Annotated in this window: 19 protein-coding genes; 9 read left to right on the forward strand and 10 right to left on the reverse strand. The window is 43.1% G+C overall.

The genetic code is table 11. The features are described 5' to 3' along the window. Positions 1-162 precede the first annotated feature (162 nt). Complete coding sequence (locus tag FIV01_RS02165) at positions 163-780, forward strand: hypothetical protein (protein WP_152429528.1); 618 nt, start codon at positions 163-165, stop codon at positions 778-780. 23 nt (positions 781-803) lie between these two features. Here FIV01_RS02165 and FIV01_RS02170 read toward each other — a convergent pair whose 3' ends face one another. After that, a complete protein-coding gene (locus FIV01_RS02170; RefSeq protein WP_152429529.1) occupies positions 804-1,343 on the reverse strand; it encodes a peroxiredoxin-like family protein in 540 nt (179 codons plus the stop codon). A gap of 174 nt (positions 1,344-1,517) precedes the next feature. Between FIV01_RS02170 and FIV01_RS02175 the strand changes: the two genes are divergently transcribed. Then, on the forward strand, positions 1,518-2,306 hold the full coding sequence (locus FIV01_RS02175) for a DUF1835 domain-containing protein (protein WP_152429530.1): 789 nt from the start codon (positions 1,518-1,520) through the stop codon (positions 2,304-2,306). Between the two features lie 74 nt (positions 2,307-2,380). Here FIV01_RS02175 and FIV01_RS02180 read toward each other — a convergent pair whose 3' ends face one another. Further along, the gene (locus tag FIV01_RS02180) at positions 2,381-2,800 is read right to left on the reverse strand and encodes a VOC family protein (RefSeq protein WP_152429531.1); all 420 of its coding nucleotides are present in this window, start codon (positions 2,798-2,800) and stop codon (positions 2,381-2,383) included. A gap of 231 nt (positions 2,801-3,031) precedes the next feature. Here FIV01_RS02180 and FIV01_RS02185 point away from each other — a divergent pair, with 231 nt between their 5' ends. Next, complete coding sequence (locus tag FIV01_RS02185; protein WP_152429532.1) at positions 3,032-4,441, forward strand: flavin monoamine oxidase family protein; 1,410 nt, start codon at positions 3,032-3,034, stop codon at positions 4,439-4,441. 71 nt (positions 4,442-4,512) lie between these two features. On the opposite strand, the gene FIV01_RS02190 is transcribed toward FIV01_RS02185, so the two are convergent. Beyond that, positions 4,513-9,720: a hemagglutinin repeat-containing protein gene (locus tag FIV01_RS02190; protein ID WP_152429533.1), complete on the reverse strand. Its 5,208-nt coding sequence runs from the start codon at positions 9,718-9,720 to the stop codon at positions 4,513-4,515. 46 nt (positions 9,721-9,766) lie between these two features. Continuing rightward, the gene (locus FIV01_RS02195; protein ID WP_152429534.1) at positions 9,767-11,458 is read right to left on the reverse strand and encodes a ShlB/FhaC/HecB family hemolysin secretion/activation protein; all 1,692 of its coding nucleotides are present in this window, start codon (positions 11,456-11,458) and stop codon (positions 9,767-9,769) included. Between the two features lie 450 nt (positions 11,459-11,908). Here FIV01_RS02195 and FIV01_RS02200 point away from each other — a divergent pair, with 450 nt between their 5' ends. Further along, positions 11,909-12,277, forward strand: coding sequence for a NirD/YgiW/YdeI family stress tolerance protein (locus tag FIV01_RS02200; protein ID WP_152429535.1), 369 nt, complete (start codon positions 11,909-11,911; stop codon positions 12,275-12,277). Between the two features lie 320 nt (positions 12,278-12,597). On the opposite strand, the gene ispB is transcribed toward FIV01_RS02200, so the two are convergent. Then, complete coding sequence (ispB, locus tag FIV01_RS02205) at positions 12,598-13,569, reverse strand: octaprenyl diphosphate synthase (protein ID WP_152429536.1); 972 nt, start codon at positions 13,567-13,569, stop codon at positions 12,598-12,600. A gap of 268 nt (positions 13,570-13,837) precedes the next feature. Here ispB and rplU point away from each other — a divergent pair, with 268 nt between their 5' ends. From rplU to folA, 4 genes are all read left to right on the forward strand, one after another. After that, positions 13,838-14,149: a 50S ribosomal protein L21 gene (gene rplU / locus FIV01_RS02210; RefSeq protein ID WP_008072988.1), complete on the forward strand. Its 312-nt coding sequence runs from the start codon at positions 13,838-13,840 to the stop codon at positions 14,147-14,149. 20 nt (positions 14,150-14,169) lie between these two features. Continuing rightward, the gene (gene rpmA, locus FIV01_RS02215) at positions 14,170-14,427 is read left to right on the forward strand and encodes a 50S ribosomal protein L27 (RefSeq protein WP_004409945.1); all 258 of its coding nucleotides are present in this window, start codon (positions 14,170-14,172) and stop codon (positions 14,425-14,427) included. 273 nt (positions 14,428-14,700) lie between these two features. Beyond that, the gene (cgtA, locus tag FIV01_RS02220; RefSeq protein ID WP_152429537.1) at positions 14,701-15,873 is read left to right on the forward strand and encodes an Obg family GTPase CgtA; all 1,173 of its coding nucleotides are present in this window, start codon (positions 14,701-14,703) and stop codon (positions 15,871-15,873) included. 206 nt (positions 15,874-16,079) lie between these two features. After that, entirely contained in the window at positions 16,080-16,583 is a 504-nt protein-coding gene (gene folA / locus FIV01_RS02225; protein WP_152429538.1) for a type 3 dihydrofolate reductase, read from the forward strand. Between the two features lie 70 nt (positions 16,584-16,653). Here the strand turns inward: folA and FIV01_RS02230 are convergent, their stop codons facing one another. The 5 genes from FIV01_RS02230 to leuA all read right to left on the reverse strand — a co-directional run bounded on the left by FIV01_RS02230 (position 16,654) and on the right by leuA (position 22,308). After that, complete coding sequence (locus FIV01_RS02230; protein ID WP_152429539.1) at positions 16,654-17,436, reverse strand: DUF547 domain-containing protein; 783 nt, start codon at positions 17,434-17,436, stop codon at positions 16,654-16,656. Positions 17,437-17,540: 104 nt separating this feature from the next. After that, positions 17,541-18,143, reverse strand: coding sequence for a 3-isopropylmalate dehydratase small subunit (leuD, locus tag FIV01_RS02235; protein ID WP_152429540.1), 603 nt, complete (start codon positions 18,141-18,143; stop codon positions 17,541-17,543). A 12-nt stretch (positions 18,144-18,155) separates the two neighbouring features. Beyond that, positions 18,156-19,556: a 3-isopropylmalate dehydratase large subunit gene (gene leuC / locus FIV01_RS02240; protein ID WP_152431631.1), complete on the reverse strand. Its 1,401-nt coding sequence runs from the start codon at positions 19,554-19,556 to the stop codon at positions 18,156-18,158. 55 nt (positions 19,557-19,611) lie between these two features. Next, the gene (gene leuB / locus FIV01_RS02245) at positions 19,612-20,703 is read right to left on the reverse strand and encodes a 3-isopropylmalate dehydrogenase (protein WP_152429541.1); all 1,092 of its coding nucleotides are present in this window, start codon (positions 20,701-20,703) and stop codon (positions 19,612-19,614) included. Between the two features lie 57 nt (positions 20,704-20,760). Further along, entirely contained in the window at positions 20,761-22,308 is a 1,548-nt protein-coding gene (leuA, locus tag FIV01_RS02250; RefSeq protein ID WP_152429542.1) for a 2-isopropylmalate synthase, read from the reverse strand. A 901-nt stretch (positions 22,309-23,209) separates the two neighbouring features. Here leuA and leuO point away from each other — a divergent pair. Next, positions 23,210-24,169 (forward strand): transcriptional regulator LeuO, encoded by a 960-nt coding sequence (leuO, locus tag FIV01_RS02255; RefSeq protein ID WP_152429543.1) that lies wholly within the window; start codon positions 23,210-23,212, stop codon positions 24,167-24,169. Positions 24,170-24,208: the final 39 nt, after the last annotated feature.

Consider the following 24,208-nt stretch of genomic DNA (forward strand, 5'->3'; position numbering starts at 1 on the left):
TTTGTTTTTGAATAAAGGTTGGGGCTAGTTTTACTATTTAACTTTTGTACTCTTCTCACGGTTATGTATTAAGGTATTATCTTATAAAGGTGTATCAAGCTAGATAAGTCATGTTGTCTGGCCCTTGGTGTTAAATAGGTATAATCGCTTCTAGGAATCTCTATGAATTGGCCATTAGTTTTCATCTTTACTCTTGTAAGCTGCTTTGCGGCCGCGCAGCCAGTTGACGACGGCAAAGCCGATGCGTTTATCAATGTTAATATGAGTTTAGAGCTTGATGGGATTGAGAAGGCTTTGGGTGATAGCAATCAGTCACTTGAACATATTGGTGATGCGCTTGATAAAATTGCCCGTAGCGATAACTTAACGCCTGAGCAAAAAGCAACTCTCACGCAAACCATAACGGGCCTTCATCAGCTTGTGGATGTGTCTAAGCAATCAGTGGAGTCGCTTCCAAGCGCGTTCCAAAAGTCACAACAATCAATGGCTGCGCAAAGTCGTATTTTTTTGGATGATTTGCAGTTCAAGATCTTACTGACCATCAGCGCTGTTGGTCTAGCCATCATAATGATCATTGCTGCTATTGGCTGGTGCATTTTAAGGCCAATGCAAGCATCATTGGTGCAGGTAACTCAGAATATGTCATCAATGGCTGGGGCGATAAAAACCACCGCCAGCGCGCTTGATTCTATCTCTATGCAGCAGCATGATATCGCAGAGCGGCTTGAAAGTTATCAACAGACAAAGAGAGATAACTTAGCTGATGACTCCAGTCATTAGAGTTATCGAGTTTGAGCTGCCTTTTAGTAATCTAATGCGCCGCGAATCGGATAATTGTTTTCTGGATCTTTTATCCAAGCGAGTCCGCGAGTAAGTGAACCGAGTTCAGGCCTAACAAAGGGGTTGTTGGAAATATCTACAACATGAAGTTTTCCCTCTTCATTGACAACAAATAGGCCAGGCTCTGCAAAATTATGGTCTGTTTCTTGGTCTGAGCGCGGATGAGAAATATAAAGACCCAAAGTTTTCATTTGCTGCTCACTAAGACCATAAGCAATTGGAAAACTTATCGTTAGGCTTGATAACTGCTGTTCTAGCTGCTCTTTAGAGTCTGCTGAAACCGCAATAATATCGACCCCTGCATCTACAAAGGACTGTCTGTAGGTTTCGATTTCATTGAGGTATTTGGTACAGAGTGGACAGTGCTTGCCTCGGTAGACGAATACAGCTTGCCACTTAGTATCACCTGCGGCTTGGCCGAGTGTGACCAACTGACCATCCAATGTTGCTACTTGGATATTGGGGAAAGTAGCGCCTGCTTTGAGTTTTTGTGAATATGCCATCTTGCGTCCTAACCTTGAGTTCACAGTGTATGAACCAACAAGATAGAAGATAAAAAATGGCTATTCAACCATTAAAAACTAGGGGTTAGACCTTATAAACTTTGACATTTATTTAACTTATCATTTGTTGCTCTTGTTATTCTTTATCTGTCTAAATGGTTTGTGAGGTAAACAATGCCATATCGCTACATCTGCTGGGGAGATAGTGCTGCTGGCGCTCTTAAGCAGCGTAACAAGCTGACTTCGCAGAACCATGAAATTTATCCATTTTTTGATGACTTACGTTTTGGTCCTATGGAAGGACTTGAAGGTGGTGAACAAAAGCGTCTTGGCTGGTGGAAGACAGTTTGGAAGGCTCAGTGGTGGTATGAACAAGGGGATGATGATGCGATTGCAGAGTCAGGTTTAACTTGCCAGAAAACTATCCTTGAGATTTTAAAACAGCAAACACCTATTGTGGTTTGGGTAGGAAATTCCGCTCAAGATAGGCTGATGCTAGCTATGTTGGCCTATAATGCAGCCCCTAAAACCCCAATGTTTGTAGCCGATATTACCCATCAGGTTAAGGGCGAGTATTTAGGCCAGTATGCGGTGGCTATGTGTGAACCCAAGGAACTTGTGCCACTGATACCAAAAGAGCTTAGCCAGAGTGAACGTGCGGAACTTGCTTCTTTATGGAGTGATTGGCGTTTGCTAGAGAGAGGTTATCGAGATCTGGATAATGATGGCACGCTTGTCCAGCATGCCGAAACCTATTGGGACCACCATCTATTAGCCAAAGTCGAGCAACTCGGTAAAGAATCCGTTGCTCAAGCGGTTGGTGAAGTGATGGGAGAGCAGGAGGGACTTATTCCTGATAGTTTCCTATGTTGGCGTTTGGATATGCTGCGCCGTGAGGGGAAGGTGCGCTATTTTGAAGTGGAAGGTCCTAAGCCTCAGCCTCCGCTGGTATCGCTTAGTTAGACTTTTTAAACACAAGTTATCTTGGTTAAAGCGCAGAGAATAGACCTCTGCGCTACTTGTCATCTGGCTATGGCTTAGCTCGATAAATTACGCAGCTTTGGCTCGTCGCTGAGGTATTCAACGAACTCGACTTCAAACCCTGCGGGGTCGAGAAAATAGATATTTTTGCGATAAGGATCATCAGCCCCGTCTTTTGCTATCGGATAGCCAGCTTTGAGCAACCGGCTAATAACTGCATCAATATTATTAGTGACGTAGGCAAAGTGTGCTAACCCTACTTGGTGTCCAGATAAATCCCGGTTTTCCCCCTCACCATGATCACTGAACGCCAAATACTGATAATCATCACCAAAATGCATCCAGTTTCTAGGTTTTCCAGACCAAGTGCCTTGCCCTTGATCTCGGATCTTCCAATGTGGAAATGCGGCTTGATAGAATTTCAGCATTTCTGCAATGTCTTTTACTACTAAATTAACGTGTTCCAACTGAATCATAGTGATTTCCTTGATTTTTCGTTATCGACAAGGAGTAGCATAAAACCTAAAGTTAGGTTGAGGTAAAGCACTACTTAACTTTTTATCGATGCTAGAACTAGTAAGTTGAAAGCTGATCTGGTTTTGGTCCACTGCTGGCCCGTTTGATCACAAAACAAGCTAAATTTGATTAATTAACAAACTGACTGCCAATATTCTGCTGATGAACTTAATATGCAATAGGTTGGTTATATGTTTTCTTCCTTATTTAAAAAACTCATTATTATGAGTAGTTGTTATTTTATTTCTTTTCATTCCATGGCTAGTGACGACAAAAAAGCAATAGTGATTGGAGCTGGTTTATCTGGATTAACGACAGCTTACGAACTCGAGAGCAAGGGCTATCAAGTTACTGTCTTGGAAGCTAAAGATCGTGTTGGTGGTCGAACGGCGACCGCTGATATGGGTGATCAGCATGCGGAAACTGGAGGAGAGCTTCTCGATGATAAAAGTGTACACACAGAAGTCTTTCGTTATGCGGAAATGTTTGACGTAGAGATTGTCGATGTTGGCTACAGTGACGAAGTCGAAAAAGGGGCTTACTTTCTAGACAATAAGTTGACTCACTATAGTGACTTTGAAAAAGCTTATCCTCCTGAAGTAAGTAGAGATTTAGAACGCTTTCATATAGCTTTCGATAACTTGGCTGACAACATACCAGACTCGACCAACCCAGCTTTAGCACCTGAAGCTGCTCGTTTGGATAAAATGACAGCCCAAGAATGGATAGAGAGTTTGGATCTGTTGCCCTCCGCGCAAGTTTTGGCAGAACACGCTATACGCGGTGAGTATGACGAGCCAAAAAATATCTCGCTACTCTGGCTATCTCATCAAGCGAAAGTCTATGAAAATGTCGATGATGATAAAAAAGAAATTAAGCGCTTTTGGCAAGGTACTCGCGCCTTTGCCAATGCCTTTGTTGAGCATATTAAAGGCCCCGTGTTACTCAACCATCCTGTAACAAAAGTCAGTCAAGGTGACGATGGCGTCATGGTGAGTGTGCAGGATAAAGAGTTTAAGGCCGATGTTGCGGTTGTAACGGTTCCTCTAACAGTATTGGATAAAATTGAATTTCGGCCAGAACTGCCCCAAGAAAAACAGGAGGCGGTGAATGACATCAATTACGGCTCTCATGTAAAAGTGTTACTCAAATACAGTAAGAGGTTTTGGTTAGAGAATGGGATGGGAGGCGATGTTATTTCTGAGTTACCTATCGGCTGGGTTTGGGAAGGGTCTGAGCGTCAAAAAGGAGAAGGAGGAGTGCTTATCGCGTTCACATCTGGTGACTTTGCCCGCCAGCAAAAAGCCTGGACGGATAAGGAGATTATAGATAATCGGCTTGAACAGATGGAAGTGATGTTCCCTAACTCTAGTCAGTATTTTGAGTATGGTAGTGTTCATGCTTGGCACAATGATCCTTATATTATGGGAGGCTTTGTCGCTTACGGGCCAAAGCAAATCACTCGCCATTGGAACGCTTTTTTAGAGCCAGCAGGTAAGGTGTATTTTGCTGGTGAACACACCGCCGTTGAGTACGTAGGTTATCTTGAAGGCGCGGTAAGAAGTGGTATCCGAGTAGCCAATCAGATTGCTAACCAATAAATAGACAAAACCCTCGCAAGGATAGGTATAGATAATAGAAAAAGCGCGCTGTTTCCAGCGCGCTTTTATACTTAATTTGACGTTTCAGTCGTTGGAGGCTGAACTACTTTTCCTTCTGATGTGCCCGATTCAACCTTAACTCCGATAAGGGGCGTTTGCCCTTCTTTAATATCGCTGAACGCTTGCTTAGCAAGTTCTTTTTTACTGATGTTGAGATCGGCTCTCACAGACACATCTTTATCGGAAATTGCTTCTGTGATTACAGGTTGAGAACCAGTATCAACAGTACCCGTTTGAGACTCAAGCTTAGCGCCTTTAAGTTGGGTAGCTTGAGCTGACTGAACCGAGATATTCTGCGTAGCAGATATACCAGATTCTTGTTCAACCTTCAATTTATCAGTAACTTGTAATGATAACTTTGCTTTTTTGTCCGTATTATCGACAATTTTTTCTTCTCTTGAACCAAATATGCCTTTGGCTTTTTCATCAATTTTCTTGCCTACACCCTGAGCCTTTTTATCCCACCATGGTGTTTTGTGAGCCTTGTTTTCTCGATCCTGGTTAATTCTGTCTGCAGTTTTGTTGTAGCTATCTTTGATACCTTGTTTTTTGCCGTCGTACCACCAAGCAAAATCACGGCGTTTATCTTCTGCAAATTTAGTGACTTTGTCTTTATATGGTTTAGTTTTTTCACCACCAGGTAGACCGTTTATGTCGTCTTTCAAGCTGTCAAACTTAGTTTTTTCTGTAGGCTTGGTAGTTTTCTCTACGCCTAGACCGACTTCCACTTTGACGGCGACATCTTTGTCTTGGCGACTTTCTACCACAAGTCCACCTTGCTCAGATTGAACATCGACGTTATCCGCTTTGATGTTTGCTCCTGATAAGGTGACATTGCCTTTGCTAGAAACCGAAGCTTGTTGGCTTTCAATTTTGGCATTGTCATTGGTTAGACTGTCTTTTACATCAGCTTTGAAACCAGCATTCACTCCATTTGCACTGTTCGCGACGCTACCGCCTTTATTTTGGTCTGTTGTACGGCTGGTATTGAGCCCAATATTCCCACTATAGTTATTGCGTTGCTCTGAAGTTTGGGCTGATTGAAGTAACACTGATCCATTGTTTGCAGCTATTGTGGCCAAGTTAGCTTCTACTTTGGTCCCTGTCAATTCTATGCCTTTTGTACCTTGTGCATTGATAGAAACATTGCCGCTGCTTTGAATTCCACCACCAGTCTGTTCAGACTTGTTTTCATCCACATAGCTTACGTCAAGGTTCGCACCAGCGCCTCGGCTTTTAGTATTGGTTGTATCGTTACTCACATTGCCGAGGCTTGCATTAATTCCACCTCGAATATCTAGGCCATTCTGCTTTTCGCTTGAGGTTTGCGCGTCAAAGGTGACATCACCGCCAGCATTAAGTGCGACATTACCAACTTGACTATCTGCGCTGCCAATTTGGGTACCTTGCAGATAAATATCGTTGCCAGCGTTGACGTTAACATTATTCGCGCCAGTGATGGAGCCAGCTTGACCTGTGGTACTGCTTTGGTCATTGGTTGCGTAAACACCGTCTATTTTGCCACCAAATGTTTTTGACTTGCCGCTATCAGCTCTAGATTGATTCAGCTCTAGATTGCCAGAATATTCCCTAGTCGTAGATGATTTGGTACTTTCAGCTTGGTTGAAGTTGACGTTATTGCCTGCGGTCACAGAGATATCTCCAGATTGACTGGCAACTAAATTCGTACCTTGCAAGTTTACGTCTTTTGTTGCAGAAGTAACTTCTACGCCATTTTGGCCAGCAATAGTAGCAGTAACCGCTTGTGTCTCAGTTTGTTCACTGAACTTATAGTTGCCACCGCCGCTACCACCAAGGGTAACACCGCCAGTAGCAGCGCTACTTTTCTCTGGAGTAAAGCCTACTTTCACGCCAGCATTAGCCCCATGAGCGGTCGAAGTTTGTGATGAGCGGTTTGTTGCTTGGGTAATGTTGACATTTCCAGATTGAGATGTGAGTTGCGCTTTGCCTGCTCCCGCATCGACTACAGTGCCGTTTAGATTCAAATCTTGGTTTGAAACAATTGAAGTGCCATTTCCAGCTTGGATGTTACTGACTACTGCATTTTCAGTAGATTGAGTTTCTTTGGTATTGCCGCCTTGTGCTTTTGCATCAATTGCACCATCAAAACCAGTAACTGTGTAAGCTCTTACATCTCCAGAACCTTTAGTTATATCGCTAGTGGTAATTTCTGAGTTCACTGCTGCGGTATTTTGGTATTGATCCGCTGCGATATTGACACCTTGTGTTGCTTTATATTGAGTGCCTTGATCACTAGCACTTTGGCCAGCGTTAACATTAATATTTTGGCCAATTATAGAACTCACTTGCGATTCAGTGGTTGTCTTAGTGGTGGTGCCATTGGATACCTCTGCGCCAAGGTCTACACCAACGTTTGGAGTGTCTATGCCACCAACAGCAGAAGCAATTGCTCCTGGCGCCGCTTTTATACCACCTTCAGCTACCTGTTTTATTCCATCTTCAATAGGACGAGTTACACTGCTGTAATCAGCATTGACCCCAACATCGATACCCACGTTAACGGCATCTGTCGTTTCAGTTCTGGTGTTGAGTGCCGCTTTATTGTCAATCTGTTTTGCGGCTAAGTTTACATCGCCACTGGCGTCATATGCTGAACCTTCGTTGATCAGGGTGTTATTCGCTTGAATATTAATATCGCCACCTGACTTAATCGACGAAGTGTTGGCAGTAGATGTGGTCACCTTAGTATTGGTATCATCAACACTGACTTCGACACCATTACCAAGTTTATCAATACCACCTGTGTAATAGAAACCACCACCGACTTTTGTGGTTTGGGTATCATCTTGAGTCTTATCATAGCTGCTGACAATATCGATATTTTCACCATCGATCGCCACCTTATTGGTTGCTTCAACAGTAGAACCTGCAACAGTCGCGGTTTTCCCTGAAGAAATGTTTACGTTTCCACCATTTACAGATGATGCAGTATTGGCGTCAGTGGTGACTGTTTGAGTGCTAGACTCATGTTCAAGTCTAATACCCGCAGCATATTGCTTGTCTGATTTTTCTTTCGCGTAAGGGTTGAGCCTTAGCGATGTGGTATCCGTGGTTGTGGTGCTTTTTGCAGACTGCTCTGCGATAGTGACGTTACCCTCTGATGCAATCGTTAAGTTATTATCAGCAGCTACATTACTACCTGATATGCTCACGCTTTCTTGTCCTCGAACGGTGAGGTTAGTTCGAGATCTTAGCTCACTCGAACGCACACTGCTTTGCTTGTCTTGAATGTTTTTGCTGTCTTTAGTGATATTAAATACGGTACCAGTGCGAGAGGTGTTATTAGTAGTATTTTGGGTGATAGCACCATCGATTTTCACCTTTTGAGCGGTCACGTTAGCTTGATTACCTCCAAGTGCTTTAGAGCCATTCAGTTCTAATTTATTACCTTGGATCTCAAGATCGTTTTGCGCATCAATTCGGCTGCCGTTGGCTATTTGATTATTTTGGTTGTTGTCGGTTTCTGAGCCACCACCGATCCCGCCCCAATAAGTGCGATCGTCCTTATTAGAACGGGTGTTTGTGGTTTTATCCGCTCCGATAGAAACAGATTGTCCAGCTGCGATGTTAACATCTCTAGTGGAAGAGATTTGTGCGTTACGCGTAGTCACATTATCCGTTGCACTGATGTCAACCTTGCTACCAGCATTAATAGTGGATGCATTGGAGGTCTGTTCAACCTTGTTAGTCCCCCAACTGCCGGTTCTCAGTTCAGCGCCATCATTACGTTTATAGCCCGTTTCTTTTACTTGCTCTTGAGTTACAGCTCCAACTAACTTGACGTCACCATTAGTAGCGTTAACCGTTGCAGTTTGAGTCGCATCTATTTGACTGCCTTTTACTAACACATCACCACTTGATGCTTTAACAGAGACGTTAGCAGCATTGATCTCAGTTCCTGTCGACTTTTCTTGGCTTGCAGTGCGGTTATAGTCACTTCTCCAAGACAGATACCAGTTATTGTCGGTTCTCTCTTGAGTGTTAGTGACGGTTTGATTGGTTAACTCAACCTTTTCGCCAGTTACTGCAACATCTGTCGCTTGTATCTCGGTTGCTTTTAAGTAGGCACCTTTACGCGCACCAACATTGATATTTTTGCCGGTGATTTGTGTGCGGTTGAGCGTTTGGGTGGTTGTCGATGTTGAGCCATATTTTCCATGACGAAACAGACTTCCTCCTTTGTTACCACTATCCTCGAATGATTCTGTTTGGGTATCGATTGTGCCAGAGGTTGTCACATTTTGACCACTTAGGTTGACCCTTTGCGTGGTTTGCTCACCAACTTGTGCTGCTATTATATTTAGATCGCCCTTAACATTAATATCGACAATCTCGTTATTAATGTTTTCATTACCTCTAACTTTTCCTGAGATATTGACGCCACTGCCAATATTGGTGGATACTAAATGGATACGTCCAGAGATCATGCCACCCAGTAAGTAACTATCAATAGCGCGGCCAGTTGTGTTTTCTTCAACTTGCTCGACTGCTGCAGTTTTCAGATCGCCAATATTGTTACCCAAAACAACTCTAACTTCTTGCTTTGCTTCTATTGGGCCATTGGCATCGACAGATGGTGCAATAAGGTTGAGTGTTTCCGCACCTCTAACCCCGCCTTCTAGAATAGTAAGGCGGTTTTGGTTCTTAAAGGTATTATACTTTAGCCCTGATTCAGCAAATTCTTCTACTTTACCTACAACAAGAGAAGCAGCATTGGTATTGATGAAACCACAGCCGTCACAGGTTATACCGTACGGGTTTGCTAATATTAAATCAGCTTGCTGTCCGAGTATCTCTTGATAGCCTTCGAGTAATGAAGGGTTAGAAGAAATCACTTCGTTTAATATCGTGGATGCAGCCGCTTGGGTGAGATGAGGGTTACTTGCCACAATCTGTTGCAAAATTTGAGACTGTGCATCAGCTAGTGCATTGTTTAATACAGCACCTGCTGATGTCACATTGTATTCATTGTATTGGTTATATGAAATGCCACTGCCAGTTGGATCCGCAATGTTTACCACTGGCGTATTATTAACTTGGTTCACCGTTGTGTTCGTCGTGCCAGATTCAACAATGGCACCTAAAGCTGGTGTTACTGGCAACGAAAATAGCGCCAATGTGATGGAGTATTTAAGTAAACCTTGGCAGGAAAGTTTAAATGTTTGCTTTGATTTCATGATATTACCTCGTAAATCTCTTATAGAACTGCGATGTGATGCAGGTCTAAAACTTCAGCCCGAGACGAGCAAGCACCAATACACTTTCCTGTTTGTATTCTGGTGAATTAAGTATCCAAGCTTTACTAACCTCCAAATCAAAACTTGCTTGTTGATATGTCACGCGTTGACCAACACTGACACCAACGGCTTTATCGAACCCACCTTGGTCAATACCCGTATCGACTTGACCATAATCCAGTCCGAGACGTGGAGTGAGTGTCCACTCTGTCACGTTAATATCGCGCGAGAGGGTATTACGTAAGTACCAGCCATCAGCTGACGACAAATTATTGATATCCAGTCCACGCACTGCACTACTATCTGAGATGCCTATCCATTCTACGCCGGGGAGTTTGTGCGAAGAGAATTGCCCTACAAGACGGTTTCGATAAAGATAAGTGTTGTCCAACATCTTGAAGTAATAAGAGGTAGTAATATTGCCTCGCAGTTTCGTAAAGTGTTCATCAACTGCTGTACTTTCGGTTTGTGCTCCGAAAAGAGACGTTCCTCTATCAATCCCTACTCCTGCACTAACTACACCAGCAGACAGAATTCGTAGGTGGGAGTAGTCAAGTGATAAAACCGTAAGATCTTGAGAGTTGATCTTAAACAAGATGTTTTCTGCAAAGTTTTTGGCTTGCTTATAATTGATTTGTCCACTAACCGTATTTATTTGGTTACCGTCACGGTTTATGGTTCTGTCAAGGCGCAAACCTAACATTGAAGACCAGCCATGAAGATTAATGGTAGCGTTAGTTCCCTTACTTTCTGTAGAGTAGCCGGAATAAAAACCATAGCTACTTAGAGTCCAGTATCCATAAGGGACAGAGTAGAGCGCTGATACTGATCGGCTATAAACCTCGGGATTGGATTCCATCGTGGTAGAGCCGCTGAAGCTAATATAGTCCGACATGCCAAATGGGCTTGAATATACAGTTAATGCGCGGAATACTTCTCGCCCAGTACTTTTTTGTCCATAGTTGTCAATACTGGCACTGCTGCTCCAGCGAGAAGCGGGTGGGTTGATTAACTCGACAACCGTTCCACCACGGTATTCACCAGGTAGCAAACGCATTGAAACTTTATTGCTTTGCAAGCGATTGGCTTGGTCAAGACCCTGTTCTAAATCTCTTAGGTTTAAAGGCTGACCGACTAAATCAGGGAAAAGAGTATCAATGTTAACCGTTTCACTGGCGCCGATAATACCTTCGACTTTACCTTCAATAATTTCTAATCCGAGCTCACCGTATATACCAGGTTGAAGAAGTACTATACGAGCAGTGACATAGCCCTTGCTAATATAAAGGCCTGTCAACTCGCGTATTAAGCGATTAACGTCTTCAGCCATGATGCAGTCACTAGCTATTGGGGTAAGTTTGGCAAAGTCTTTTGGTGATAGGAGTTTTGTCTCAGTAACATAAACACCTGTTATAGGTAAGCACTGAGAAGTTTCCTGTAATACTGGGTTTCCCTCAGCAGTAACTTCTTTAAGTCCTTCTTCCGAAGTGCCCGGTGTTGGTTTTGGTTGTAATTGCTTATTTAGCTGACGTTGGTTTTCTTGTAGCGCGCGACGGTTGTTTTGATCGATCTTAGTACTGAGCGGTTGAGTAGCCGCATGACTTTTTACTAGCATCAGTAATGTTGCAAAAATGATCAAGCTTGCTTTGACCGAATTATGGTAATAAAAATCGCGCATACAACACCTTACAATAGTTTCTGATGGAGCCTGTAAAGTTAAATTTCTTTACAGATTGATTGGTTCTACCTATTAAATCCACCATTAATTGATAACTTTCATTTATTGCAAGCTAACATATATATCAATAATGTAAACAACATTATAAATATTTATTGTTCTCAAAAAGAGAACATTAATGTAATTTGATTCTCTCTGTTTTGTTTTTTGTTGATTTATATGTCTTTTGTGATTGTTTTTGTCAGTTTTATCCGTGTTTTCAATTTTTTTGAGTAAAAACTTCAAAGTTAAAGGAGTAAGTAAGCAGATGAGGGATGCCAAAGTGAGCACCTTTCTAATATGGTCTCACTAGTAAAATGATAAATAAGTCAAATATGACAGAGTTATTCATCTTCCATTCAGTCATTGAAAGTTAGATTGAACACACTTATGACAAAGTAGGAAGTAAAAATGAAAACGAAATTAATTATCTCTGTTTTGGCACTTTCGGCATCTGCCACTCTCTATGCTCAAGGTTTTGAAGGGCCGCAAAGTAATGTAGGATTTAGTGGTCCTAATCAAGGTATCTCAACTGTTCAACAAGCGATCGATGCCAGTGATGATACTCCAGTAACCTTAACTGGAAAAATAAAAGCTTCGTTAGGCGGGGAAATGTATACCTTCACTGATGGTACTGCGGAAATTTCTATCGAGATTGACCATGATAAATGGTTGGGTCAAAAGGCAACACCCGAGACTCAGGTGCAGATTTCCGGCGAGGTCGATAAAAAGCTAATAGGTGCCACTAAGATTGACGTTGATGCGGTGAGAGTACTTTGAGTTGGGTAATCACAATCTGACTGTACCCATTTGAACAATAAAGTAATGGTGGGTAAATTATTTGTGACTTATTAAAGGTTAACGGTGAAACGCTTCATTGTTGCTAGACATAACAAATAGTTTGCTCGCAAAATATCCTACCGCATTTTATCGGCAATCAATTTGCTGCTAATTTGAAAAAAGCGGGGGGAAGATGTATTACTAACCAAAACAAGGCAAAGACTTTGTTAAAGTTAGCATCCTCTAGTCAGTAAACCTTCGCATTGCTGCTTAGTATAGTAGAAGACGGGAACGTTATGTTCCCGTTATCTACATTTGTACTATGTTGTGCGATGTACCGACATATGTGCAAGCGCCACTAATGCTTGCTTGTAGGGGGAGTCAGGTAGCACGCTTAGCTCCGCGATGGCTTTGTCTGCTTCTTGATAAGCTTTCTGCCTTGTGTAGTCTAAAGCTCCCGTCTCGGTTAGTGCTTCCATGATCGCATCGAGTTTCTCCATACCATTGGCTTTCTCGATGGCTTCTCTGATCATTTCTCTTTGCTCACCATTACCTATACTCATTGCACGGATGAGTGGCAGGGTTGGCTTACCTTCAGCGAGATCGTCTCCGACATTTTTGCCCATCTCTTTTCCATCAGAGGTGTAATCCATCACATCATCGATTAATTGGAATGCAGTGCCCAGATACTTGCCATAATTTTTCAAGGCGATTTCTATTTCATCTGTCGCGCTATTGAGTATGGCTCCTATTTGGGTAGCCGCTTCAAATAGACGAGCAGTCTTTGAGTAGATAACCTGCATGTAAGAATCTTCGGTCGTGTTTGGATCATTACAGTTCATCAGCTGTAACACTTCACCTTCGGCGATGATATTCACAGCATCGCTCATTAACTTGAGGATACGCATCGAGCCTAACTCTGTCATCATCTGGAAAGAGCGGGTATAAATAAAATCGCCGACTAGGACACTAGCAGCGTTACCAAAAGCAGCATTTGCTGTCGCTTTGCCACGTCTCATGTCTGACTCATCAACCACATCATCATGGAGCAAAGTGGCGGTGTGTATAAATTCAATAAAGGCTGCAGCAGTTGTGTGATCTTGTCCTTGATAGCCCAGAGCACGGGCTGATAACACGGCTAAAAGAGGACGAATGCGTTTGCCACCACCACTTACGATATAGAACCCAAGCTGATTGATTAAGGAAACTTCAGAATTGAGCTGGGCCAGAATTGTTTCATTCACTTTTGCCATGTCGTCGGCAGTGAGTGTTTGGATAGTTTTAAAATCCATTGTAAATCCGAGTGAAGTTAGAATCTTTAAGGTCTTTTATTATTTTTATCGCTGGATGATACACTAAAAAACGTTGATAAATACACGTCTAAAAGGCATGATTGCCCCACTTTTATTTGGCGATTAGCTTTTCGCCAACTTTTTAAAAATATGGCTTGTCATAGGTGCATCTCTTCTGTAGAATCTGCGCCCTATTGATGATTAGTTTAGCGCACACCCATAATGCATAAAATACGCATAAGGCTGTGCGGAAAAAGCGGAGTAAGATATGTACGCTGTTTTCCAATCTGGTGGTAAACAACACCGTGTAAGCGAAGGTCAAACTCTTCGTTTAGAGAAATTAGACGTAGAAACAGGTGCAACTGTAGAGTTCGATAAGGTTCTTTTGGTTGCTAACGGTGAAGACGTTAAAGTTGGCGCTCCTCTTGTTGAGGGCGGCAAGGTAGTTGCTGAAGTTGTACAACACGGTCGTGGCGATAAAGTTAAAATCGTTAAGTTCCGTCGTCGTAAGCACTCTCGTAAGCAACAGGGTCATCGTCAGTGGTTCACTGAAGTGAAGATCACTGGTATCAACGCTTAATTGATTAGGAGAGCTTAACAATGGCACACAAAAAAGCTGGTGGTTCTACTCGTAACGGCCGCGATTCAGAAAGCAAACGCCTTGGTGTTAAACGTTTCGGTGGTGAATCTGTTCTTGCAGGTAACATCATTGTTCGTCAACGTGGCACTAAGTTCCATGCTGGTACAAACGTAGGCATTGGTAAAGACCACACTCTATTCGCTCTTACTGAAGGTAAAGTGAAGTTTGAAGTTAAAGGTCCTAAGAACCGTAAGTTCGTAAGCATCGAAGCAGAGTAATCTCGCTAAGAGCAAGAATTAGGTTTCTAGCTGAATTCAAAAGCCCTGCCAGTTTGGCGGGGTTTTTTATTTATGGTGTTAGGGAGTTGATACTAAGGTTTTTTTTCTAAAGTGCCTTAGTATATTTCCTGATAAGCAGAAGCAACTTGAGTGCGCACAAGCGTTCCCAGATCGTCATCTGCTAGAATTTATATCATTCATATTGGGTCAATTTACTCTATGGATGAGGTTTGCAACACGACTACGAGATGTAGCATGTGGGCGGAGTAAGAGATGAAATTCGTTGATGAAGCGGTAGTTAAGGTTCAAGCCGGAGACGGTGGTAACGGTGTGGTAAGTTTCTGGCGAGAGAAATTTGTTGCAAAGGGTGGCCCCGATGGTGGTGACGGTGGTGATGGTGGTGATATATACATTCAAGCCGATGAGAACCTTAATACTTTGATTGATTACCGTTTCCAGCGCTTCTATGAAGCAGAGCGTGGAGAAAATGGTCGCGGCGGCAACTGCACTGGTAAGCGTGGTAAAGACAAGGTATTGCGTGTTCCTGTGGGTACGCGCGCTGTTGATATACATACCAATGAAATTGTTGCCGAAGTGGCGGGGCACGGTAAAAAAGTGATGGTGGCTAAAGGTGGCTGGCATGGACTGGGTAACACTCGTTTCAAATCTTCCGTTAATCGTGCTCCTCGTCAAAAAACATTGGGAACCAAAGGTGAAGTCAGAGAGCTTAGGTTAGAGCTGCTGCTTTTAGCCGATGTCGGTATGTTAGGTTTACCTAACGCAGGTAAATCAACCTTTATACGTGCTGTGTCTGCTGCTAAGCCTAAGGTGGCAGACTACCCATTTACCACTTTGATCCCAAGTCTTGGTGTGGTGAGTGTTGTCCCAGAGAAAAGTTTTGTTGTGGCTGATATTCCAGGTCTTATCGAAGGGGCAGCAGATGGCGCTGGTCTTGGGATCCGTTTCTTAAAACACCTTGAGCGTTGCCGTGTTCTTTTGCATATGATCGATATTATGCCCATTGATCAATCTGATCCGGTGCAGAATGCACTGACTATTATCGATGAGCTTGAGCAATACAGTGAGAAATTGGCAGATAAGCCTCGCTGGTTGATCTTCAATAAAGTTGATCTTATGCCTGCAGAAGAAGCGGATGAAATTATCCAAAACATTCTTGACGCCTTGGGGTGGGAAGAGGATTACTACAAAATTTCAGCAGTGAATAAACAAGGTACTAAAGAGCTTTGCTACAAGCTGGCTGACTTTATGGAGAAATTACCTCGCGAAGAAGAGCAAGTGAGTGAGGAAGAAAAAGTCGATTTCATGTGGGATGATTACCACAAAGATGCCATGGCCGGTAAAAATGTGATCACCGAAGATGACGACGATTTGGATGACTGGGACGACGAAGATGACGACGGCCATGTCGTCTATGTTCGAGATTAACCCAAGTTTCATTATCAAGCCGCTATGTCGCTGACATGGCGGCTTTTTTGTGAGAACTTCCTGTCCATTTATTTATTGACTTAGCGTGTAAGGGATTGTTGTTTTATCTCCGTAAGTCTACAGTGTGACTACTTTATATCGGAGATTGTCCTATCATTCTATTAAGGTATAATCCTTTCTCACTTTAGTTCTTAAGGTATTTGATTGTGGTTATTAGCATGATTGCTGCTCTCGCGGGCAACAGTAGTATTGGAAAAGATAGTCCGCACGTTATAGGCAATGACAACGCAATGCCTTGGCACTTGCCTGCTGATTTTACTTGGTTCAAAAAGCACACCATAGGTAAGCCTGTGATTATGGGCCGCAAAACCTTTGAATCTATTGGCAGGCCTTTACCTGATCGCCGTAATATTGTGATCACCAGAAATCCTGAGTTTTCATCGCATGGTGTGACCATAGTGTCATCACTCGATAGCGCCTTAGCAGAAGCCAGTGATTGTCATGAAGTGATGATTATTGGTGGCGGTAGTATCTATAAAGAGTGTTTGCCTTTGGCTGATAAACTCTATATCACCTTTGTTGAAGCTGAGCTATCAGGAGATACTTTCTTCCCTAAATGGAGCCATGACTTTAAAGAAACTTACTCTGAAACTTACCTAGCAGATGAGAAAAATGCTTACAATATGCGTTTTGTTATTTTGGAAAAATAACGTTCAACTGGATAACCACCTGATATCCTGCGTGAAGGATTGGTAGGCGCACTACCAATCCGTTTTAGTCCTATTTGGCTTCATTGAGTGACCAATCATAGTCGTAGCTGATCTTGCCACTTAAGGTGCCTAAATCTGGCCTGTATTGACTCAAATGTTTGATAAGCTGAGACTTATCGCCAAAATCTTCACTAAACCAATCATAGATGGAAGAGAGTTGAGCACCATTGTCATTGAGTAGTACCCCTTTATCACTATTGATAAAGCTTTTCGCTGCTTGTTCTAGCAGTGTTTCCGTGTTGTCTGCTGTGAACGCTTTATGTTGCAGGTTAGGGCAGCCTAAACTTGCACAGTTCACTGCATAGTGAGTCCTAGGATCTTGCCAAATAGGGCGCAAAATTCGGTGCTCGATATCGTTTAGTGTTAGAGTTTTCCCATTGATGGTGATCACATCATCACCCCATGGCCCAAAACTAAACAAGCCGCCAAGTTTGGTAATCGATTTGACCGGATAGTCGTCCAATATCAGCTTAACGGTAATCGCATTATACAGGTTGACCCAATAAGCATATTGCTGTGCTTTATTGAGCGAAAGAGGGTCTGTTTTGGACAATCTTTCAAGATAATTGGTAAGCACTTGCTTATCTCTTTCGCTGACCGATGAATATTTAAATAGGGTGTAGTCGCTTTTACTGACTAAATACTGATCGAGAAGTTGTTGCCAAGCTTGATGATCAATGACCGCAGCGCTGGACTCATTACTTTTGTTCCAATAAGGCCAAAGTTCTGATTTAGGCGCGCTAAAGGTGCTAAAAGATACGATAGCGAGAAGTAAGGGAAGAAAGAATTTCATGTTCAGTCCTATTAATCACAGCGATATGAGTTAAGACCGACTATCTGATTAAGAACTTTCAAAAAGAAAAAAGCTGGCGTTAACCAGCTTTTATAGGCAGAAGCTTACTTTAGATATGAGGGTATCTTAGTCTCATAATCAGCAATCTTGTCTTCATGTTGCAGGGTCAAGCCGATATTATCGAGTCCATTTAGCAGGCAATGTCTGCGAAATTCATCAATTTCAAATGAATACTCTTTATCATTGGCTCGAACTAAATTGGCCTCTAAGTCAACCTCAACTTGCGCCCCTTCGTTTTCCTCTACGAATTGGAAAATCTCGTCGACTTGCTGCTCAGTAAGTCTTACTGGAACCATTTGGTTATTGATTGAGTTACCATAGAATATGTCGGCAAAGCTTGGAGCTATCATAGCTTTGATGCCGTAATCCGCCAGAGCCCAAGGGGCATGCTCTCTTGATGAACCACAGCCAAAGTTCTCACGCGCCAGTAAAATTGAAGCGCCTTGATATCGAGCTTGATTCATGACAAATTCAGGATTTGGCTGCTCTCCTGCATCATCCAAAAATCGCCAATCATGGAAAAGGTGTTTACCAAAGCCTAGGCGAGACACCTTTTGCAGAAATTGTTTTGGGATGATCGCATCTGTGTCGACATTGGCCGCATCAAGAGGAACCACTACGCCTGTGTGTTGTTTAAAACCTGACATTTAAGATTCTCCTCAATCTAAATCACGAATATCGACAAAGTGACCTGCGATGGCCGCTGCTGCTGCCATTGCTGGGCTGACTAAGTGGGTTCGACCATCACGGCCCTGGCGACCCTCAAAGTTTCGGTTTGATGTAGACGCGCAGCGCTCCCCAGGTCCTAGACGATCGTTATTCATTGCCAGACACATAGAGCAGCCTGGAAGACGCCATTCAAAGCCTGCATCTTTAAAAATAGTATCCAAACCTTCTGCTTCTGCTTGTGCCTTAACTTGCTCAGAACCCGGTACAATCAATGCTTGAACGTGAGAGGCAACTTTGCGGCCTTTAGCAACCGCTGCTGCTGCGCGCATGTCTTCGATACGTGAGTTGGTACAAGATCCAACGAAGACTTTGTCAACCGAGTAGTCGGACAAAGCCTTACCTGCTGTTAGTCCCATGTAGGCGAGTGCTTTTTCGGCAGAGGCTTTTTCAACAGGATCAGCGAAACTGTCCGGTGTGGGAATCGGTTGGTCGACAGCAATTACTTGTCCAGGGTTTGTCCCCCAGGTAACTTGAGGCTTGATGTCGGCCGCGTTAAGCGTAACTACGGCATCAAACTTGGCATCATCATCGGTTTTAAGAGTCTTCCAATACTCTACCGCAGCGTTAAAGTCGTCGCCTTGCGGAGAGAACTTACGATCTTTGATGTATTTAAATGTTGTTTCATCGGGTGCAATTAAGCCAGCTTTAGCGCCCAGTTCGATGGCCATGTTACAAACTGTCATTCGGCCTTCCATGGAAAGGTCGGTAATCGCTTCTCCGCAGAACTCAACCACATAACCTGTGCCGCCAGCCGCCGTGGTTTCTCCTATGATGGCCAATACTATGTCTTTTGCAGTAATACCAGGAGAAACTTTACCTTTGACTTCAATTTTCATGGTTTTGGCGCGAGCTTGCTTTAGTGTTTGAGTCGCAAGTACATGCTCGACTTCAGACGTACCTATACCAAAGGCTAAAGAACCAAATGCGCCATGAGTTGCAGTATGGGAGTCGCCACATACAATGGTCATTCCAGGGAGAGTGATACCTAGCTCTGGGCCCATAACATGCACAATACCTTGATATTTGTGGTTAATATCATAAAGGGTTACGCCAAACTCTTTGCAGTTTTTAGAAAGCGTTTCCATCTGGATACGCGCCATTTCACCAGAGGCATTAATGTCCTTAGTTGTAGTCGAAACGTTGTGGTCCATGGTGGCGAACGTTTTACTCACTTGGCGCACTTGGCGCCCTTTTTCACGTAAGCCATCGAAAGCTTGAGGTGAGGTCACTTCGTGAACTAAATGTCGATCAATATACAAAATTGGGTTTTCACCCTCTGCTGCTACGACCACGTGTGCGTCGTAGACTTTCTCGTACAGTGTTTTGCCCATCATTGCTTTCCTGTTTTTGCTCCTGACAACGGCTTATCAGGAGCGAATAATTATTTTATGAATTTAAAATGTACTCTGCTATTTTGTCGCCCATCTCTGCAGTCGAGAGAGCTGGCCTGTCACCGGCTAAGTCGGCCGTTAGCTCGCCAGTAGAGAGTGCTTTTGATACCGCTGACTCTATGTCTTGGGCCGCGCCTTCTTCACCTAAGCTGTATCTGAGCATTAGAGCGGCAGACAGGATTTGCGCTACGGGATTAGCAATGTTTTTACCCGCAATATCAGGAGCACTGCCACCAGCGGGTTCGTACAAACCAAACTTACTTTCATTTAAGCTCGCTGAAGGTAGCATTCCCATCGAACCTGTGATCATTGCGCATTCATCCGAGATAATATCGCCAAAGATGTTAGAGCACAGCATCACATCAAATTGTGATGGGTCTTTGATTAGCTGCATGGTCGCGTTGTCGATGTACATATGAGATAGACTGACATCGGGGTAATCTTTAGCAACTTCTTCAACCACTTCGCGCCACAAGATAGAGCTTTGTAGAACGTTCGCTTTATCAATAGAGCAGACTTTTTTATCGCGCAGGCGAGCTGACTCAAAAGCAATTTTAGCGATACGTTCAATCTCGAATCTATGATAAACCTCGGTATCGAAAGCTTTCTCATTGGCTCCTTCGCCTTCTCGGCCTTTAGGTTGGCCAAAGTAGATACCACCGGTTAGCTCGCGCACCACGACGATATCAAAGCCACGCTGTGAAATATCAGCGCGTAGTGGAGAAAAGTTCTCTAGACCTTGATGTATTTGAGCAGGGCGCAAGTTACAAAATAGCTGAAAGTGCTTACGCAAGGGAAGAAGGGCGCCGCGTTCAGGTTGATCGTTGGGTGGCAAATGTTCCCATTTAGGGCCACCTACGGAACCAAACAGTATTGCGTCTGACTCTTCGCAAGCTTTGATTGTACTTGCTGGAAGTGGACATCCATGATTATCGATAGCAATGCCACCGACGTCATGCTCGGAACGATGAAAAGTAATCGAATGTTTCTTCTCGATGGCATCTAGCACCTTGTTGGCCTGTGCCATTACTTCTGGTCCAATCCCGTCTCCTGATAAAACGGCGACCTTGTATGATTTGTTTGTCATGAGCTTCCTTAAAATTAATACTTATTGCTAGGGGTGACTTAGACCCCTAGATTTTATTTATACAGTGGCGATCTTTTTCTGTTTGATTTGTTCGATTTGATCCGCACGGTGGATACTGTTGATCACATGAAGTAAAGCTTGTCCTGATGCTTCTACTATATCTGTTGACATGCCAGTGCCGTGATACTTACGACCTTTATAGTTGGCAATGATATCCGCTTGACCCAGACCGTCTTCACCCTCGCCTTTAGCGGTAAGGTCAAACTTGTCTAGCACGATATCATACCCAGTCACTCGGTAGATACACTGATAAAGCGCATCGACAGGGCCGTTACCGACGGCGGCTTCTGATTTTTCTTCATCGCCACATTGCAATTTTATGCTAGTCGTTGCCATTACGCTGCCAGATTGAACGCTTAGATAGTTAAGTTTGAAAAAGTCATCTTCTTCGCGAAGATTAGAGAAATGCATTAAAGCTTCTAGATCATAATCAAACACTTGTCCTTTGCGGTCAGCCAATTTCAAGAAGTCCTCATACAAAGCATCTAAATTGTATTCGTCTTCTTTGTAGCCCATGCTGTCCATATGACTTTTCACTGCAGCTCGGCCGCTTCGACTAGTTAGGTTTAGCGCTTGATTTTTTAGTCCAATAGATTCAGGCGTCATAATTTCATAGGTATTTTTATTTTTTAGCATCCCATCTTGGTGAATGCCTGAAGAGTGACTAAATGCATTGGCTCCTACAATGGCTTTGTTGCTTTGAATTGGCATATTGCAAAGCTGACTGACGAGCTTACTGGTGCGGTGAATCTCGTCATGTTTAAGACCCGTATGAACGCCAAGCAATTCTTGACGAGTTTTAATGATCATAGCAACTTCTTCTAGAGAGCAGTTGCCCGCGCGCTCTCCAATACCATTGATGGTCCCTTCTATTTGGCGAGCACCTGCTTGAACGGCGGCAATTGAGTTCGCTACAGACATGCCCAAGTCATCATGACAGTGTACTGAAATAATGGCTTTATCAATGTTGGGGACACGGTTGAACAAGGTTTGAATAATGCCGCCAAACTCATTTGGAACTGTGTAGCCAACAGTATCGGGTATATTGATTGTACTCGCGCCAGCATTGATTGCCGCTTCAACCATGCGACATAAGTTATCAATCGGTGTTCTGCCGGCATCTTCACAAGAAAACTCGACATCATCAGTATATTGGCGAGCGTGTTTGACGGCTTTTACCGCCATTTCTACGACGTCATCATAGCTGCGACGTAATTTGTCCTCGACATGGATTGTTGAAGTAGAAATAAACGTGTGAATTCTAAACTGGTCCGCGACTTTTAACGCTTCCGCTGCTGCATCAATATCTTTGGCGACTGCGCGGGAAAGTGCACAAACTCGGCTATTCTTTATGTGTTTTGCAATGGTTTGTACGGATTCAAAATCGCCGGGAGAGGAGACTGGAAAGCCAGCTTCAATAACATCGACACCTAGCCTTTCAAGCGCATAAGCAATCTGCAGTTTTTCTTTAACTGTCAAGCTTGCTGACAATGCTTGCTCGCCATCACGTAACGTGGTGTCGAAAATAATGACCTGATCATTCATGTTTGCTTCCTTCCTGATATTGTTATGCTCACACAGTGAATCGTTTTCTTCCGGTATCGACCTACAAAAAAGCCCGCATTTCGATGCGGGCTTTTAAATCTTGTTGTGGTTATTTTTCTTCCACAGCCTACCCGCGCGATTTGGTCACGATAAGGAGGAGGCTCAGCAGAATTGAAAAATGCTTAGACATTGTTAACGGATCCTTTAGGGCGTTAAATTAACCACAAAATTTAATTAACAAATTAGTACCGCACTCTGATGTACACGTCAACCCCCAAAATAGCATTTATTAACTAACCCTAGAATAAATACCCTTGATTCGCGTTACACAAAATTTCAGAAATTAGGTTTCCGCTAAGCGATTCTTCTCCTGAATGGTTTGAGGGTTATAACTACTTTAGGGAGATAGGGTGACCGAAACATGCCTACTTGAGCGACATCCAACTGATGTGATTGAAATGTGTCTATCACTTGAGTAAAAGTTAATTTGTAGAACCAAACAAGGTTACCTATTTTGTCAAAGCGTCACGCGTCATCACACCAAATATTAATCTTAGTTTTGTAGTTTGAACTTTAGTTATTTTTCTTGTAAATGATTCTTTTTGTCACTTAGTACCTATTGGTCCACTTAATTAATTACTCAAAATTTTATACTTATACTAATTTATGTTTTTTTATGTTTTGTTTAACTATATGATTTGTTTGGGTTTAATTATCATTCAGGTGAAAAATGCTGATTAATTATCAATCTGGTTGCCAATACATAAATGATTCGTTGATAGTAAGGTTCCGCTGTGAAACATCGGACGGGCAAATATAATGAAAAACTGGTTATCTATTCCCAACCAACATTGATTTAAAAACATTTACATTGACGAATACAAGACAAGAGGCTTGCGTGATGATTGAGAAAAAAGAATCTATGAGTGCTATTGCCAGCTACAGGATGGAAAGTACTCTCCGTGGAGTAGATTTAAACCTTTTAACTGTATTTGATGCGGTTATGCAGGAGCAAAATATTACCCGCGCCGCACACAATTTAGGTATGTCACAACCTGCAGTAAGTAACGCAGTTGCCAGACTAAAAGTGATGTTTAACGATGAACTATTTATGCGTCAGGGGCGCGGTATTCAACCAACCCAGCGTGCGCGCTTACTGTTTGGTCCCGTTCGTCAGGCACTTCAATTAATCCGTAACGAACTGCCAAGCTCTATTTTTTCTCCTGAAACTTCTACTCGTTTGTTCAAACTGGCGATTTGTAGCCCTTGTGATATGCGTTTTGCGCCGAAGATCATGTCTACGATTAATGAACAGGCACCTAATGTACAACTTCACTTAGACGCAGAGTTTGATCGTCAGTTGGCTGAAAGAATGCGTTACCAAGAAATTGATTTTGTCGTTGATTATGCTCGCTTCGATGAGCAAGGCTTTTCTAGCACTGAAATCTTCCAAGATGAGTTGGTTGTTGTTGTGTCTAAATCGCACCCTCGTATTCAACAAGGTGTCACGGCAGAGCAGCTTAAAGAAGAACGCCATGCTAAGTTATCTCGTGTACATGGGCAACGCAGTTTTTCAGAGCAAGCTTACCGCGACCTAGACGTACAGGCATATTACGAAGGAACTAGCTTAAGCAATGTTTTGTATGTAGTGGGTCAATCTGAGCTGGTTACCATCGCTCCTCGCTGGATGGTCGAAAATGCAGCTAATAAAGAGCAGTTGCAAATTCTCGACTTCCCATTTGAAAATGCCAAAATCAGCGGTTTCTTGAGCTGGCACGAGTCAAGTGAGAAGGACAAAGGTCATATCTGGCTTCGTGACCAATTAATGATGATTTGTGGCGAAGTGGTTGCAAAAGCCTAATTAACTATCATTAAAAACCTTGAATGGTTTGTCGCCATT

Origin of the sequence: Vibrio aquimaris (assembly GCF_009363415.1) — a bacterium.
GTDB lineage: Bacteria > Pseudomonadota > Gammaproteobacteria > Enterobacterales > Vibrionaceae > Vibrio > Vibrio aquimaris.